Source organism: Klebsiella variicola (assembly GCF_000828055.2).
GTDB classification, from domain to species: domain Bacteria; phylum Pseudomonadota; class Gammaproteobacteria; order Enterobacterales; family Enterobacteriaceae; genus Klebsiella; species Klebsiella variicola.
Genome location: NZ_CP010523.2, coordinates 4,185,781 through 4,201,419, shown reverse-complemented (window position 1 = coordinate 4,201,419; position 15,639 = coordinate 4,185,781). Strand labels below are relative to the sequence as shown.

Genomic DNA, 15,639 nt, shown 5'->3' with positions numbered 1-15,639 from the left:
ACCTTTAACGATGACTGACTGAGAGAGAAGCCTATGTTTGGTGGAAAAGGCGGCCTGGGTAACCTGATGAAGCAGGCCCAGCAGATGCAAGACAAAATGCAGAAGATGCAGGAAGAGATCGCTCAGCTGGAAGTGACCGGCGAATCCGGCGCGGGTCTGGTGAAAGTGACCATTAACGGCGCGCACAACTGCCGCCGTGTGGAAATCGACCCAAGCCTGCTGGAAGACGACAAAGAAATGCTGGAAGATCTGGTGGCTGCCGCGTTTAACGACGCCGCGCGCCGCATTGAAGAGACCCAGAAAGAGAAGATGGCTTCCGTTTCTGCCGGTATGCAGCTGCCGCCAGGCTTCAAGATGCCGTTCTGATGCAAACCAGCCCGCTGTTAACTCAGCTTATGGAAGCGCTGCGCTGTCTGCCGGGCGTTGGCCCGAAGTCGGCGCAGCGCATGGCGTTTACCCTGCTGCAGCGCGATCGCAGCGGCGGTATGCGCCTGGCGCAGGCGCTGACGCGCGCGATGTCGGAGATCGGCCACTGCGCCGATTGCCGCACCTTCACCGAGCAGGAGGTGTGCAATATCTGCAGCAACCCGCGTCGCCAGGAAAACGGCCAGATCTGCGTGGTGGAGAGTCCGGCGGACATCCACGCCATCGAGCAGACCGGGCAGTATTCCGGCCGCTACTTCGTGCTGATGGGGCACCTGTCGCCGCTCGACGGCATCGGGCCAGATGACATCGGGCTCGATCGCCTTGAACAACGGCTGGAAGCAGAGTCGATCACCGAGGTGATCCTTGCCACTAACCCGACCGTTGAGGGTGAGGCGACGGCCAACTACATCGCGGAGCTGTGCGCGCAGTATGGCGTTGATGCCAGCCGCATCGCCCACGGCGTGCCGGTGGGCGGCGAGCTGGAAATGGTCGACGGCACCACGCTGTCCCACTCGCTGGCCGGTCGTCACAAGATTACTTTCTGAACAAATGGAGGCGGCCAGCGCCGCCTCCGCTTGAAAAATTTCCCCGCAGTCCCCATCTCCCACTCAACGGTTTTTTACCCCATTTAAAATGGCATTGTTGAGGTTGAATCAGATGAAAGGACAAGAAACTCGTGGTTTTCAGTCAGAGGTAAAGCAACTTCTGCACCTGATGATCCATTCCCTCTATTCCAACAAAGAAATCTTTCTGCGTGAGCTGATTTCCAACGCCTCTGATGCGGCCGATAAGCTGCGTTTCCGCGCGCTGTCGCAGCCGGATTTGTATGAGGGCGATGGCGAGCTGCGCGTACGGGTTTCGTTTGATAAAGACAACCGCACCCTGACCATCGCCGATAACGGTATCGGCATGAACCGGGAAGAGGTTATCGATCATCTCGGCACTATCGCCAAATCCGGCACCAAAGCGTTTCTGGAATCGATGGGTTCCGACCAGGCGAAAGACAGCCAGCTGATCGGCCAGTTCGGCGTCGGCTTCTACTCTGCCTTCATCGTGGCGGATAAAGTGACCGTGCGTACCCGTGCGGCGGGCGATAAACCTGAGAACGGTGTGTTCTGGGAATCCGCCGGCGAAGGGGAATACACTGTTGCCGACATCACCAAAGCCGATCGCGGCACCGAAATCACCCTGCATCTGCGTGAGGGCGAAGACGATTTCCTCAATGACTGGCGCGTGCGCTCCATCATCAGCAAGTATTCCGACCATATCGCGCTGCCGGTTGAGATTGAAAAGCAGGAAGAGAAAGACGGCGAAACCGTGATTTCGTGGGAAAAAATCAACAAGGCGCAGGCCCTGTGGACCCGCAGCAAGTCCGAAGTGAACGACGACGAATACAAAGAGTTTTACAAGCATATCGCTCACGACTACAGCGACCCGCTGACCTGGAGCCACAACCGCGTGGAAGGTAAGCAGGAGTACACCAGCCTGCTGTATATCCCGTCGCAGGCGCCGTGGGATATGTGGAACCGCGATCATAAACACGGCCTGAAGCTGTACGTGCAGCGTGTGTTCATTATGGACGACGCCGAGCAGTTTATGCCGAACTACCTGCGCTTCGTGCGCGGCCTGATAGATTCCAACGATTTGCCGCTGAACGTCTCCCGTGAAATCCTGCAGGACAGCAGCGTGACCCGCAACCTGCGCACCGCGCTGACCAAACGCGCGCTGCAGATGCTGGATAAGCTGGCGAAAGATGACGCTGAAAAATATCAAACCTTCTGGAAACAGTTCGGCCTGGTGCTGAAAGAGGGCCCGGCGGAAGATCCGAGCAACCAGGAAGCGATCGCCAAACTGCTGCGTTTCGCGACGACGCATACCGACTCCTCCGCACAGACCGTGTCGCTGGAAGAGTATGTCTCGCGCATGAAAGAAGGCCAGGAGAAGATCTACTACATCACTGCCGACAGCTATGCGGCGGCGAAGAGCAGCCCGCACCTCGAACTGCTGCGTAAGAAAGGGATTGAAGTTCTGCTGCTCTCCGATCGCATCGACGAGTGGATGATGAGCTACCTGACCGAGTTCGACGGCAAAGCGTTCCAGTCGGTGGCGAAAGCCGACGAGTCGCTGGATAAGCTGGCGGATGAAGTGGACGAGTCCACCAAAGAAGCTGAAAAAGCGCTGGAGCCGTTCGTTGAGCGGGTGAAAAACCTGCTTGGCGACCGGGTGAAAGAGGTGCGTCTGACCCATCGTCTGACCGACACCCCGGCGATTGTCACTACCGATGCCGATGAGATGAGCACTCAGATGGCGAAGCTGTTCGCGGCAGCGGGCCAGGCGGCACCGGAAGTGAAATACATCTTCGAACTGAACCCGGCTCATCAGCTGGTGAAACGCGCCGCCGATACCCAGGATGACGCCCAGTTCGGCGAATGGGTGGAGCTGCTGCTGGATCAGGCGCTGCTGGCTGAGCGCGGCACGCTGGAAGATCCGAACCAGTTTATCCGTCGTATGAACCAGCTGCTGGCTTCCTGACGCGAACCTGAACGAGTAGCCCGGCCGAGCGACGCGACGCCGGGAACGGGATAAATGCCCCGCCTGAGCAATTTGCTCCGGCGGGGCATTTCACATTGGATTGCATAAAATATCTCACCATTAACCGTTTCAGCCGCACCGCCTTCCTTGAGCCATCGCCGTTCTGGTGGTATGGTTTAGCGTTTTTGAAAAATTGAATCGACTTTTGAGGGGATTTTCGTAATGCGTATTATTCTGCTTGGCGCTCCGGGCGCGGGTAAAGGAACTCAGGCTCAGTTCATCATGGAGAAATACGGTATTCCGCAAATCTCCACCGGCGATATGCTGCGCGCGGCGGTAAAATCCGGCTCTGAGCTCGGTAAGCAAGCGAAAGACATTATGGACGCCGGCAAGCTGGTAACCGATGAGCTGGTCATCGCGCTGGTGAAAGAGCGTATCGCCCAGGAAGATTGCCGTAACGGCTTCCTGCTGGACGGCTTCCCGCGCACCATTCCGCAGGCTGACGCCATGAAAGAAGCGGGTATTACCGTTGATTACGTGCTGGAATTCGACGTGCCGGACGAACTGATCGTCGACCGCATCGTTGGCCGTCGCGTTCATGCGGCATCCGGTCGCGTATACCACATCAAATTCAATCCGCCGAAGGTGGAAGGCAAAGACGACGTGACCGGCGAAGAGCTGACCACCCGTAAAGACGACCAGGAAGAGACCGTGCGTAAGCGCCTGGTGGAATACCATCAGATGACAGCGCCGCTGATCGGCTACTACACCAAAGAAGCGCAGGCGGGCAACACCAAATATGCCAAAGTCGACGGCACCAAAGCGGTAGCTGACGTGCGCGCTGAACTGGAAAAAATCCTCGGCTGATAAAGCCTTTTCTCATCCTGCTGCGGCAGGATGAGAACTCCTCTCATTTCTACCTTTTGCTATGATTGGTTCCGTTTAGCGCCATTTCAGCTACAATTGGCTGCGATTCAAATGGTTAAGAGGCGGTAATGCATCAGACGAAAACAGGTATCTTGCTGGCCAATTTAGGCACTCCCGATGCGCCCACCCCCGGTGCGGTGAAGCGCTATCTGCGACAATTCCTCAGCGACAAACGGGTGGTGGATACATCTCGTCTGCTATGGTGGCCGCTGCTGCGTGGCGTCATACTGCCGATTCGCTCCCCGCGCGTGGCGAAGCTCTATCAGTCCGTGTGGATGGAGGAGGGATCGCCGCTAATGGTATACAGCCGTCGCCAGCAGCAGGCGCTGGCCGCCAGGCTGCCGGATACGCCGGTGGCGCTGGGCATGAGCTATGGTTCGCCGTCGCTGGCCAGCGCGGTGGATGATTTACTGGCGCAGGGGGTGGGACACATCGTGGTGCTGCCGCTGTACCCACAATATTCCTGTTCGACGGTGGCCGCCGTCTGGGATGAGCTGGCGCGGATCCTTGCGAAAAAGCGCGCTATTCCGGGTATCTCGTTTATTCGCGACTATGCCGATCACCCGGACTATATCCATGCGCTGGCGGCCAGCGTGCGCGCCTCCTTCGCGGTGCACGGGGAACCCGATCTGCTGCTGCTCTCCTACCATGGGATCCCGCAGCGCTATGCCAACCAGGGCGATGATTATCCCCAGCGCTGTCGCGATACCACGCGGGAACTGGTTTCCGCGCTGGGGCTGCCGCCGGAGCGGGTGATGATGACCTTCCAGTCGCGCTTTGGCCGGGAACCCTGGCTGACGCCGTACACCGATGAGACGCTGAAGATGCTTGGCGAGCAGGGGACGAAGCATATTCAGGTGCTGTGCCCGGGGTTTGCCGCTGACTGTCTCGAAACGCTGGAAGAGATTGCCGTTCAGAACCGGGAAGTTTTCCTCGAAGCGGGTGGCGAGCAGTATGAATATATTCCGGCGCTAAATGCGGATGTGGCGCATATTGAGATGATGGTCAACCTGACGGCGCCTTATCGCTGATCGCGCGCAGGGCGGGGAATATGCTACTATTTCCCGCTTGTTCCCTGTTATTTAAGCGCCACTATGAAATTTCCCGGTAAACGCAAATCCAAACACTATTTTCCCGTCAACGCCCGCGACCCGCTGCTGCAGCAAATTCAGCCGGAGAATGAATCCAGCGTCTCCTGGGTGGTCGGTATCGACCAGACGCTGGTGGATATCGAAGCGAAAGTGGATGAAGCGTTTATCGTACACTATGGTCTGAGCGCGGGCCACTCGCTGGTGATTGAAGATGACGTCGCCGAGGCGCTGTACCAGGAGCTGGTACGCAATAATCTCATTACCCATCAGTTTGCCGGCGGCACCATCGGCAATACCATGCATAACTACTCGGTGCTGGCGGACGATCGCTCGGTGCTGCTTGGCGTGATGTGCAGCAATATCGACATCGGCGGCTATGCCTATCGCTACCTGTGCAATACCTCCAGCCGCACCGATCTGAACTATCTGCAGGGCGTCGACGGCGCCATAGGCCGCTGTTTTACCCTGATCAGCGACAGCGGCGAGCGCACCTTCGCCATCAGCCCGGGTCACATGAACAAGCTGCGCCCGGAAAGCATTCCGGAAGCGGTCATCGCCGGCGCCTCGGCGCTGGTGCTCACCTCCTACCTGGTACGCTGCAAGCCGGGCGAGCCGATGCCAGACGCCACGATGAAAGCCATCGAGTACGCCAAAAAGCATGATGTGCCGGTGGTGTTAACTCTCGGAACTAAATACGTGATTGCCGATAACCCGGCGTGGTGGCAGCAGTTCCTGCAGGAGCATGTCTCGATTCTGGCGATGAATGAAGAGGAAGGGGAAGCCCTGACCGGTTTTGCCGATCCGCTGTCGGCGGCGGATAAAGCGCTGGACTGGGTCGACCTGGTGCTGTGCACTGCCGGCCCGGCGGGCCTGTATATGGCGGGCTTTACCGAAGAAGAGGCGAAGCGGAAAACCCAGCATCCGCTGCTGCCGGGGGCGATCCCGGAGTTTAACCAGTTTGAATTCAGCCGTGCGATGCGCCACCAGGATTGCGTTAATCCGCTGCGTATCTATTCACATATCGCCCCGTATATGGGCGGGCCTGAAAAAATCATGAATACCAACGGCGCTGGCGACGGCGCCCTGGCGGCGCTGCTGCATGACATCACCGCCAATAACTACCACCGCAATAACGTGCCCAACTCCAGCAAGCACAAATGCAAATGGCTGACCTACTCCTCACTGGCGCAGGTGTGTAAATATGCCAACCGCGTGAGCTATCAGGTGCTGAACCAGCACTCGCCGCGTTTAACCCGCGGCCTGCCGGAGCGTGAGGACAGCCTGGAAGAGGCGTACTGGGATCGGTAAGCGCGCCCCTCTCCCGACGGGGAGAGGGCAGTACATCAGCCGGTGACCACTTCACCGGCCGGTGGCGTTTCCAGAAGCTGCAGCATGGCGCGGGCAATTTCCCGCTCGCCCATCACCACCTGATTAGCCCCGCGATCGATAATGTAGTCCACTTCATCATCGTAATGGGCGCGGGCGATGATCTCGATATTCGGGCATTTTTCCCGTGCGGAAGCGACAATCTCTCCGGCCTCGTAGCCGTTGGGGATAGTCAGCAGCAGCCAGCGGGCGCAGTCGAGATGCGCCAGTTCCATGATCTCTTCATTGGCGGCATTACCTAGCACCGCGCTGATCCCGCGCTCGCGTAACTCATCCACGCGGGTACGCGAGGTTTCAACCACCACCAGCGGGATCCCCTGGGCCATCAGCTTCTCGCCCAGCAGACTGCCGACGCGGCCGAAGCCAACCAGCAGCGCGTGGTTACAGATATCGACTGGCACCTGTTTCTCATCTTCCAGCACCTCTTCCAGCGTCTGCTCGTCGAGGGTTTCGGTTTTATCGAGATATTTTTCCAGCAGGGTAAACAGCACCGGGTTGAGCATAATCGAGATGATCGCCCCGGCCAGCACCAGGTTTTGTCCAGCCTGCGGCAGCAGGTTAAGCGCCATCCCCAGGCCGGCGAGAATAAAGGCAAACTCACCAATCTGCGCCAGGCTGGCGGCAATGGTCAATGCGGTACGCGGCGAATGACCAAACATACGCACGAGGAAAAAGGCGGCGGCGGATTTACCAAAGATAATAATCGCCAGTGTCGCCAGCACCGCCAGCGGCTGCTGCACCAGCACCATCGGGTCAAACAGCATGCCGACGGAGACAAAGAACAGCACCGCGAAGGCGTCGCGCAGCGGCAGGGTGTCATGGGCGGCGCGGTGGCTCAGCTCAGATTCGTTAAGCACCATGCCGGCGAAGAAGGCGCCAAGGGCGAAGGAGACATCAAACAGCTCCACTGCGCCGAAGGCGATGCCCAGCGCCAGGGCCAGCACCGACAGGGTGAACAGCTCGCGTGATCCGGTGGCGGCGCTGCGCGACATGATCCACGGCACCAACCGGCGACCGACCAGCATCATGATGGCGATAAAGGCCACCACTTTACCAATGGTGATCCCGAGGTCGAGGGCCAGAGAGGCGAAGCCAACGTCACCTTTCTCCGTCATCCCGGCAATCGCTGGCAGCAGGACCAGCGTCAGGACCATCACCAGGTCTTCTACAATCAGCCAGCCAATGGCAATCTGCCCGCGCTGACTGTCAATAAGCTGTCGCTCCTCGAGGGCACGCAGTAGCACCACGGTACTGGCGGTGGAGAGACACAGGCCAAAGACGATGCCGGTCATCAGCGACCAGCCAAGGGCGGCGGAAAGTGCCATACCCAGCAGCGTCGCCACGGCTATCTGGGCGATGGCCCCGGGAATGGCGATCGACTTTACCGCCATCAGATCTTTCAGGGAAAAATGCAGCCCGACGCCGAACATCAGCAGGATCACGCCGAGTTCTGCCAGTTCAGGAGCCAGTTTGGTATCAGCAACAAAGCCTGGGGTGAAAGGTCCGGCCAGCACGCCCGCTAAGAGATATCCCACCAGAGGAGAAATACGTAGCTTATTGGCAATCATGCCGAGAATAAAGGCGAGCACGAGGCCGCCGACAATGGTGGTGATAAGCGGTGTTGCGTGGTGCATTCCGTCTCCTTTCCAGTGGTGTATCGGTCCATTTTGCTACCCTATCCGGGTAATAGTTTATGACAAAAACGTTCACTTTGTTTATGAATAATTCTTGAATTGTGCAAAAAAATGGAATTAACCGGCCAAAAGGCACAGAAGGGAAAATCGCGGAGGGAATGCGCGCATCAGGCTGATGGCGCAAGGGATAACGGCGGCCAGCGTTGCACTTTGGCCGCCGGATAATCAGGCTTTTTGCCGGTTATCAGGAAGAAATATCGTCAGGAAACCCAGCAGCGGCAGGAAGGCACAGATTTTATACACCAGATCGATACTGGTATGGTCCGCCAGCAGGCCCAGCACCGCGGCGCCAAGGCCACCCATGCCAAAGGCGAAGCCGAAGAACAGGCCAGAAACCATGCCGATTCGACCCGGCAGCAGCTCCTGCGCATAGACCAGGATAGCGGAAAAGGCCGAGGCGAGGATAAAACCAATAATCACCGTTAAAATCCCCGTCCATTCAAGGCTGGCGTAGGGTAAAACGAGGGTAAACGGCGCCACACCGAGGATAGAGCCCCAAATCACATATTTACGTCCAATTTTATCGCCAACTGGCCCGCCGATTACCGTCCCGGCGGCAACCGCGAACAGGAAGGCAAACAGATGAAGCTGGGCATTTTGCACCGATAATCCGAACTTATGCATCAGATAAAAGGTGTAATAGCTGCTAATGCTCGCCATATAGAAATATTTCGAGAAAATCAGCATCAGCAGAATACCTACCGCCAGAATCACCTTATTGCGCGGCAGCGGATTAACGATCAGCGGCTTCGGTTTGCCTTTATTCATACGGTGCTGTGCGGCATACCAGCGGCTGATTTGCGACAGCACCACAATAGCCAGCAGGGCGGCCAGCACGAACCAGGCGACGTTGCCTTTGCCATAGGGGGCGATAATCACCGCCGCCAGCAATGGACCAAGCGAGCTGCCGAAGTTGCCGCCGACCTGGAACAGCGACTGGGCCAGGCCGTGACGGCCGCCAGAGGCCATCCGCGCCACGCGGGACGATTCCGGATGGAAAACCGAGGAGCCGGTACCCACCAGCGCGGCAGCCAGCAGCACCATGCCGAAACTCCCGGCCAGCGCCAGCAGAATCAAACCGCAGAGGGTGAAGCACATGCCCACCGGCAGCGACCACGGCATCGAGCGTTTATCGGTGATGTAGCCAATCACCGGCTGGAATAGCGATGAGGTGAGCTGGAAGGTGAGGGTGATCATCCCGATCTGCACGAAGGTAAGGGAGAACTCCGCCTGCAGCAGCGGGTAAATCGCCAGGATGAGCGACTGGATCATATCGTTAAGCAAATGGGACAGGCTGATCGCGCCTAAGATGCCAAACGAGGTGCGTGCTTTTTGCGGCGGCGCAGCAGGGCCGGACAGGGGTTGAGCGGTCTGATTGATTGCCATAGGTTCACGTCACTTTTTTATATAGCTTTCGTCATTTGTACGCGATGGCGACGGCCCTGATTTTCCCGGCTACTACATAGGAAATATGACCAACGGGCTGACGCAATGCCATACAACGCGAAGGCGTATAGAGGATGCAGGTGGAATTATTATCCAACTAACATACCTGTTGATAAGGTTTGAAGGAAGTCGCAATTCTGAAAACATATTTGTCAACGCGACTAACTCGCTATACTTTCGGCACTTGGGATTAAGTCAGGGAGTGAAGCATGCAGTATTTTAAACATCGCGTAGCGCTGGCGTTATTTGCCGCCTTATCGCTGGGCAGCCTGTCCGCACAGGCCTATGAGCAGGATAAAACCTATAAAATTACCATCCTGCACACCAACGATCATCACGGCCATTTCTGGCGCAATGACTACGGCGAATATGGTCTGGCGGCGCAGAAAACGCTGGTCGATGGCATCCGAAAAGAGGTGGCGGCGGAAGGGGGGAGCGTCCTGCTGTTATCCGGCGGCGATATTAATACCGGCGTGCCGGAGTCTGATTTACAGGATGCAGAGCCCGATTTTCGCGGCATGAACCTGATCGGCTACGACGCAATGGCGGTGGGTAACCATGAATTTGATAATCCGCTGAGCGTGCTGCGCCAGCAGGAAAAGTGGGCGAAGTTCCCGTTCCTGTCGGCCAATATTTATCAGAAAAGCACCGGCGAACGGCTGTTCAAACCCTGGGCGCTGTTTAAGCGCGGCGGGCTGAAAATCGCGGTGATTGGCTTAACCACCGACGATACGGCCAAGATTGGCAATCCGGAATATTTCACCGATATCGAATTCCGCAAACCGGCGGAAGAGGCGAAGCTGGTGATCCAGGAGCTGCAGCAGAATGAAAAGCCGGACGTGATCCTGGCCACCACCCATATGGGCCATTACGACAATGGCAACCACGGCTCTAACGCGCCGGGCGACGTTGAAATGGCGCGGAGTTTACCTGCGGGATCGCTGGCGATGATCGTCGGCGGTCACTCGCAGGATCCGGTATGCATGGCGTCGGAAAATAAAAAGCAGGTCGATTATGTGCCAGGCACCCCGTGCGCGCCGGATCGTCAGAACGGCATCTGGATCGTCCAGGCGCATGAGTGGGGCAAATACGTCGGCCGCGCCGATTTTGAGTTCCGCAACGGCGAGATGAAGCTGGTGCATTATCAGTTGATCCCGGTGAACCTGAAGAAAAAAGTGACTTACGATAACGGCCAAAGCGAGCGGGTGCTGTATACGCCGCAGATCGCAGAGAACCCGCAGATGATGTCGCTGCTGACGCCATTCCAGAACAAAGGCAAAGCGCAACTGCAGGTCAAAATCGGTAGCGTGAATGGTCATCTGGAGGGCGACCGCAGTAAAGTGCGCTTTGTGCAGACCAATATGGGGCACCTGCTGCTGGCGGCGCAGATGGCGCGCAGCAATGCGGATTTCGCGGTGATGAGCGGAGGTGGGATCCGCGACTCGATCGAGGCGGGGGATATCACCTATAAGGATGTGATGAAGGTCCAGCCGTTCGGCAATGTGCTGACCTATGTCGATATGAGCGGCAAGGAGGTGGTGGATTACCTGACCGCCGTCGCGCAGATGAAGCCGGATTCCGGCGCCTATCCGCAGTTTGCCAACGTCAGCTTTGTAGCCAAAGATGGCAAACTGAACGATCTGAAAATCAAAGGCGAACCGGTGGATCCGGCGAAGACCTACCGGATGGCGACGCTGAGCTTTAACGCTACCGGCGGCGATGGATATCCGAACATTGCCGATAAACCCGGGTATGTGAATACCGGCTTTATCGATGCCGAAGTGCTGAAAGAGTATATCGAGAAGAACTCGCCGCTGGATGCGGCAGCCTACGAGCCGAAAGGCGAGGTGAGCTGGCAGTAAGCCTGGGTTTCAGGTTGGCTATTTCCCCGGTGGCGCTGCGCTTACCGGGGCTACGAGTTGGGTAGCCCGGATAAGGCGCGTGCGCCGCTATCCGGGATGGTGTGCTCAATCGCGGCGGGCGATATCGGCGAACTTCGCGTCCAGAAGCTGCGCCAGATCGCTGGCCGCCAGCTCAATATCCAGACCGCGTTTGCCGCCGGAAATATAGATGGTGGCAAATTCCTGCGCCGGGGCGTCAATCACCGTCGGCAGGCGCTTCTTCTGCCCCAGCGGACTGATGCCGCCCACCAGATAGCCGGTGATACGCTGCGCCACCATCGGGTCGGCCATGTCGACTTTCTTGGCCCCCAGCGCTTTCGCCACTTTCTTCAAATCCAGCTGCCCGGCGACCGGGGTGACGGCGACCGCCAGATGCTTCATATCGCCGTTAACGGCGACCAGCAGGGTCTTGTAAACCTGGTCGGCATTGAGGCCGAGCTTGCGCACCACTTCATCTCCGAAGTTGGTCTCATTGGGATCGTGATCGTAACTGTGGATCTGAAAGGGGATTTTGTTTTTTTCGAGTAATTTAACGGCGGGAGTCATAGCTATCCTTCTTACCAACCGGTTTTGCGTGACGTCAGAATACGCCCGCAGGTTGTCTAAAAAATAGTACCATCTTGCGCAATAGTGTTGGCAGTGATGGTCACTTTGAGCGACAATCAGACGATCCGGGATGCAAATCCCGGGATAATAATAATGATGAAATTCCTCTTTGACGGGCCAATAGCAATATTGGCCATTTTTTTAGGTCAGCATATCCGGCAGATTCCCTTCGCCATACAGGTGCAGCGCGCCGACGGCAACCACGTAGCGCCCCGGCGGCAAGGCCAGCAGCGTCTCGCGCCAGGCGAGATTGCGCTGGTGCATCAGCACATCATACAAAGACTGGCTAAAGGTCGTCGGCAGCGATACCGCGCCGCGCGATGGCGGTTGCTCCAGCCACCAGCCGATCATCACCTGTAGCAGGCGGGCATTGGTCCGCCAGTGGCTCAGCGTATCCTCCAGCAGCGCCATCCCCCCGTCGGGCAGATCGCGCAGCAGCGCGATTTGGCTGTCGGCGCCTTCCAGCTCCATCACCGTTATGTTGCTCTCGCGGGCGGCCATCAGCAACTGATAATCGATGCCGTAATCCGGTCGCAGTCCCAGCTTCTGCGCCTGGGTGGCTTGTAGCACCATCGCCACCTGCCACAGCGGCTGGCTGTCGAACAGCCCGACCGACAGGCCCAGCTCGCCGGCTCGCGCCTCTAGCTCACTCAACTGCGCATCGCTCAGACGTTCTGCCAGCGGCGGGTAAGAGGGAAGGTTGCTAAACGGGGTTTCATTGCCGCTGATATCGGCCTCGACGATTAACGCATCGGCCTGGCGTATTTTTTTCAGAAGCTTCGCCGGCGGCGGCGCCATGTCGCGGGTGCCCATATGGATGCTGCCGACGAGGTGCAAATAGCGTTCGCCGGGCAGGACGATATCCATCGCAGGCCAGGAATAAGACGAGCCGACGGCGGCTCGCCACAGCATTTTTATCCGGTTTAACAGGCCCATACGCGCTCCGAAGTGTGAGGACTTCATGCTAGCGCATATGGTGATACACGTCACCCTTCCGGCGGGCTTTTCTTGTGTCAGCAAAAATACAGGCGCCGAACAACGTCGGCGCCCGTTTCATCTGACGGCGTTTACTCTTTTGGTTTAAAGCGCAGCAGGCGGTTGGCGTTACTCACCACGGTGATCGACGACAGCGCCATCGCCGCGCCGGCGACCACCGGGTTGAGCAGGGTGCCGGTCAGCGGCCAGAGGATCCCGGCGGCAATCGGGATACCCAGCGAGTTGTAGACAAACGCGCCCAGCAGGTTCTGCTTCATATTGCGTAAGGTCGCCTTCGAAATCGCCAGCGCATCGGCCACGCCGTGAAGACTATGGCGCATCAGGGTGATCGCCGCGGTTTCAATAGCGACATCGCTGCCGCCGCCCATGGCGATCCCGACATCCGCCTGGGCCAGCGCCGGAGCGTCGTTAATGCCGTCGCCAACCATCGCCACTTTGTGCCCCTGGCTCTGCAGTCGTTTAATGGCATCGGCTTTACCGTCCGGCAGCACGCCAGCGATCACTTCATCAATGCCGGCTTCTTTGGCGATGGCCTTCGCGGTGGTGGGATTATCCCCGGTAAGCATCACCAGCCGGTAGCCCTGCCGATGCAGGCGGGCCAGGGCGTCGACGCTGTCTTCGCGCAGCGGGTCACGGATGGCGAACAGCGCGGCCGCCTGACCATCCACCGCCAGCAGCACCGGCGTGGCGCCGCGCGAGGCCTGCGCCGTCATCTCGCTTTCTATATCGCCGGTGGCGATATGCTGCTCGTTGAGCAGCGCCTGGTTGCCGAGCAGCAGGCGATGACCTTCCGCTTCGCCGCTGACGCCAAGGCCGCGCAGGGTGCGGAAGCAGCTCACTTCCGGCAACGAACTGTCGGCGGCTTTATCGAGGATCGCTCGCGCCAGCGGATGGCTTGAGCCCTGTTCCAGCGCGGCGGCAAGACGCACCGCAGTCGCTTCATCAATGCCAGAGAAGGTTTTTACAGTCACCACCTGCGGCTTGCCTTCGGTCAGGGTGCCGGTTTTATCGAACACCAGGGTGTCGAGCTCGCTGGCGCGCTGCAGGGCATCGGCGTCGCGTACCAGCACACCATACTCTGCCGCCCGGCCAACACCGGAAATAATCGACATCGGCGTCGCCAGGCCTAAGGCACATGGACAGGCGATAATCAGTACCGTGGTGGCAATGACCAGGGTATAGACGATCTGCGGCGCCGGGCCGAAGAAGTACCAGATCGCGGCGCTGATCAGCGCAATGGCGACTACCGCCGGAACAAATACGGCGGAGATTTTATCCGCCAGCTGGCCGATCTCCGGCTTGCTGCTCTGCGCCTGGCGCACCATACGGATAATTCTTGCCAGCGTGGTCTGGCTGCCGACGGCGCTGGCGGTGAACAGCACGCTGCCGTCCTGCACCACGGTGCCGGCGTGAATGGCATCGCCATCGCCTTTTTGCTGCGGCACCGGTTCGCCGGTGAGCATCGCTTCATCAAACCAGGCTTCGCCCTGGCTTATCACGCCGTCAACCGGAACGCGGTCGCCGGTGGTCAGGCGCAGCGTCATACCCGCCTGAACTTCCGCGAGCGGCAGATCCTTTTCCCCCTCAGGGGTCACCACGCGGGCTGAAGGCGGCGTCAGATCGAGCAGTTTCTCCAGCGCTTTCGAGGAGCGCTGGCGGGCGCGGGCCTCCAGCATATGGCCGAGGTTAATCAGGCCGATAATCATCGCGCTGGCTTCGTAATACAGATGCCGGGCTTCCATCGGAAACCACTGCGGCCACAGGTTGACGCTCATCGAGTACAGCCAGGCGACGCCGGTGCCGAGCGCCACGAGCGTATCCATGGTGGCGGTGCCGTTTTTCAGGCTTTTCCACGCGCTGCGGTAGAAGTGGCCGCCGGCAAAGACCATGACAGCGAGGGTGACAAGGCCGATAACCAGCCACAGCGAACGGTTGTCATCGCTGACCATCATGTTATCGCCGATCATCCCCCAGACCATCACCGGCACGCCGACCAGCAGGGCGACAATCGCCTGCCAGCGAAAACGCTTCATCGTAGCAATAGCGGTTTCCTGCTGGCGTTCGCGGCGTTGCAGATCGTCTTCGATCGCCTCCGCGCCATAGCCGGCTTTCTCCACCGCCTGCACTAATTCTGCGGCGGACGCACTGCCCATCACCAGCGCCGTGCGTTCCGCCAGGTTAACCCGCGCCTGTGAGACGCCCGGCACCGCGGCAAGCGCGTTTTGTACCCGGGAGACGCAGCTGGCGCAGCTCATGCCGTTGATCAGCAGCTGTTGACTGTCATCTTCGTCATGGGCTGCCGGAAGCTCAGGAGTGGCCGCTGTCAGTGCTTCCGACGGGATTGATGATTCTGCCAGCGGTTTAGCCTTTGGGTGGCTGAGCTCCGCGCCGTATCCGGCTTGTTTCACGGTATCAATCAGCGCTTGCGCGCTGGCGCTGCCCGTGACATGGGCTTCAGTGAGGGTCACCTCGGCTTGCTCAACGTCAGGACGCTGTTCCAGACTCTCTTTCACGCGTTTGACGCAGTGGCCGCAGGAGAGGCCATCCAGCGTCAGGTCGATAGTGTTAGACATAAATAACTCCTGAATAATTTTCCGGTCAACGATTGACCAGACCCACTCTTTCATCGAGTAT

Annotated in this window: 12 protein-coding genes; 7 read left to right on the top strand and 5 right to left on the bottom strand. The window is 58.5% G+C overall.

The features are described from left to right. Window positions 1–33 precede the first annotated feature (33 nt). From SP68_RS19685 to SP68_RS19660, 6 genes are all read left to right on the top strand, one after another. Window positions 34–366 carry a YbaB/EbfC family nucleoid-associated protein gene (locus SP68_RS19685; RefSeq protein WP_008805448.1) on the top strand — a complete coding sequence of 111 codons (333 nt, stop codon included), beginning with the start codon at window positions 34–36 and terminating at the stop codon, window positions 364–366. Continuing rightward, a complete protein-coding gene (recR, locus tag SP68_RS19680) occupies window positions 366–971 on the top strand; it encodes a recombination mediator RecR (RefSeq protein WP_008805449.1) in 606 nt (201 codons plus the stop codon). The genes SP68_RS19685 and recR overlap by 1 nt, the downstream gene beginning before the upstream one ends. A 112-nt stretch (window positions 972–1,083) precedes the next feature. Beyond that, window positions 1,084–2,958, top strand: coding sequence for a molecular chaperone HtpG (gene htpG, locus SP68_RS19675; protein ID WP_012542661.1), 1,875 nt, complete (start codon window positions 1,084–1,086; stop codon window positions 2,956–2,958). Window positions 2,959–3,180: 222 nt separating this feature from the next. Next, window positions 3,181–3,825, top strand: coding sequence for an adenylate kinase (gene adk, locus SP68_RS19670; RefSeq protein WP_002892184.1), 645 nt, complete (start codon window positions 3,181–3,183; stop codon window positions 3,823–3,825). 128 nt (window positions 3,826–3,953) lie between these two features. Further along, window positions 3,954–4,916, top strand: a complete 963-nt coding sequence (hemH, locus tag SP68_RS19665) for a ferrochelatase (protein ID WP_008805451.1) — start codon at window positions 3,954–3,956, stop codon at window positions 4,914–4,916. Between the two features lie 63 nt (window positions 4,917–4,979). After that, window positions 4,980–6,284 (top strand): inosine/guanosine kinase, encoded by a 1,305-nt coding sequence (locus SP68_RS19660; protein WP_040973700.1) that lies wholly within the window; start codon window positions 4,980–4,982, stop codon window positions 6,282–6,284. Between the two features lie 35 nt (window positions 6,285–6,319). Here SP68_RS19660 and ybaL read toward each other — a convergent pair whose 3' ends face one another. After that, window positions 6,320–7,996, bottom strand: a complete 1,677-nt coding sequence (gene ybaL / locus SP68_RS19655; protein ID WP_008805453.1) for a YbaL family putative K(+) efflux transporter — start codon at window positions 7,994–7,996, stop codon at window positions 6,320–6,322. A 225-nt stretch (window positions 7,997–8,221) separates the two neighbouring features. Beyond that, window positions 8,222–9,442, bottom strand: a complete 1,221-nt coding sequence (locus SP68_RS19650) for an MFS transporter (protein WP_008805454.1) — start codon at window positions 9,440–9,442, stop codon at window positions 8,222–8,224. Window positions 9,443–9,711: 269 nt separating this feature from the next. On the opposite strand from SP68_RS19650, the gene ushA reads away from it, so the two are divergent. Continuing rightward, window positions 9,712–11,364, top strand: coding sequence for a bifunctional UDP-sugar hydrolase/5'-nucleotidase UshA (gene ushA, locus SP68_RS19645; protein WP_012542660.1), 1,653 nt, complete (start codon window positions 9,712–9,714; stop codon window positions 11,362–11,364). A gap of 105 nt (window positions 11,365–11,469) precedes the next feature. On the opposite strand, the gene ybaK is transcribed toward ushA, so the two are convergent. The 3 genes from ybaK to copA all read right to left on the bottom strand — a co-directional run bounded on the left by ybaK (window position 11,470) and on the right by copA (window position 15,578). Further along, a complete protein-coding gene (gene ybaK, locus SP68_RS19640; RefSeq protein WP_004204728.1) occupies window positions 11,470–11,949 on the bottom strand; it encodes a Cys-tRNA(Pro)/Cys-tRNA(Cys) deacylase YbaK in 480 nt (159 codons plus the stop codon). A gap of 201 nt (window positions 11,950–12,150) precedes the next feature. Then, window positions 12,151–12,945: a TraB/GumN family protein gene (locus SP68_RS19635; RefSeq protein ID WP_012542659.1), complete on the bottom strand. Its 795-nt coding sequence runs from the start codon at window positions 12,943–12,945 to the stop codon at window positions 12,151–12,153. Between the two features lie 131 nt (window positions 12,946–13,076). Beyond that, window positions 13,077–15,578, bottom strand: coding sequence for a copper-exporting P-type ATPase CopA (gene copA, locus SP68_RS19630; protein WP_022065244.1), 2,502 nt, complete (start codon window positions 15,576–15,578; stop codon window positions 13,077–13,079). Window positions 15,579–15,639 lie beyond the last annotated feature (61 nt).

Excerpts from the sequence above, each read along its gene's own strand:
- SP68_RS19685 (WP_008805448.1), top strand. The coding sequence starts at position 34 with ATGTTTGGTGGAAAAGGCGGCCTGGGTAACCTGATGAAGCAGGCCCAG.
- recR (WP_008805449.1), top strand. The coding sequence starts at position 366 with ATGCAAACCAGCCCGCTGTTAACTCAGCTTATGGAAGCGCTGCGCTGT.
- htpG (WP_012542661.1), top strand. The coding sequence starts at position 1,084 with ATGAAAGGACAAGAAACTCGTGGTTTTCAGTCAGAGGTAAAGCAACTT.
- adk (WP_002892184.1), top strand. The coding sequence starts at position 3,181 with ATGCGTATTATTCTGCTTGGCGCTCCGGGCGCGGGTAAAGGAACTCAG.
- hemH (WP_008805451.1), top strand. The coding sequence starts at position 3,954 with ATGCATCAGACGAAAACAGGTATCTTGCTGGCCAATTTAGGCACTCCC.
- SP68_RS19660 (WP_040973700.1), top strand. The coding sequence starts at position 4,980 with ATGAAATTTCCCGGTAAACGCAAATCCAAACACTATTTTCCCGTCAAC.
- ybaL (WP_008805453.1), bottom strand. The coding sequence starts at position 7,996 with ATGCACCACGCAACACCGCTTATCACCACCATTGTCGGCGGCCTCGTG.
- SP68_RS19650 (WP_008805454.1), bottom strand. The coding sequence starts at position 9,442 with ATGGCAATCAATCAGACCGCTCAACCCCTGTCCGGCCCTGCTGCGCCG.
- ushA (WP_012542660.1), top strand. The coding sequence starts at position 9,712 with ATGCAGTATTTTAAACATCGCGTAGCGCTGGCGTTATTTGCCGCCTTA.
- ybaK (WP_004204728.1), bottom strand. The coding sequence starts at position 11,949 with ATGACTCCCGCCGTTAAATTACTCGAAAAAAACAAAATCCCCTTTCAG.
- SP68_RS19635 (WP_012542659.1), bottom strand. The coding sequence starts at position 12,945 with ATGGGCCTGTTAAACCGGATAAAAATGCTGTGGCGAGCCGCCGTCGGC.
- copA (WP_022065244.1), bottom strand. The coding sequence starts at position 15,578 with ATGTCTAACACTATCGACCTGACGCTGGATGGCCTCTCCTGCGGCCAC.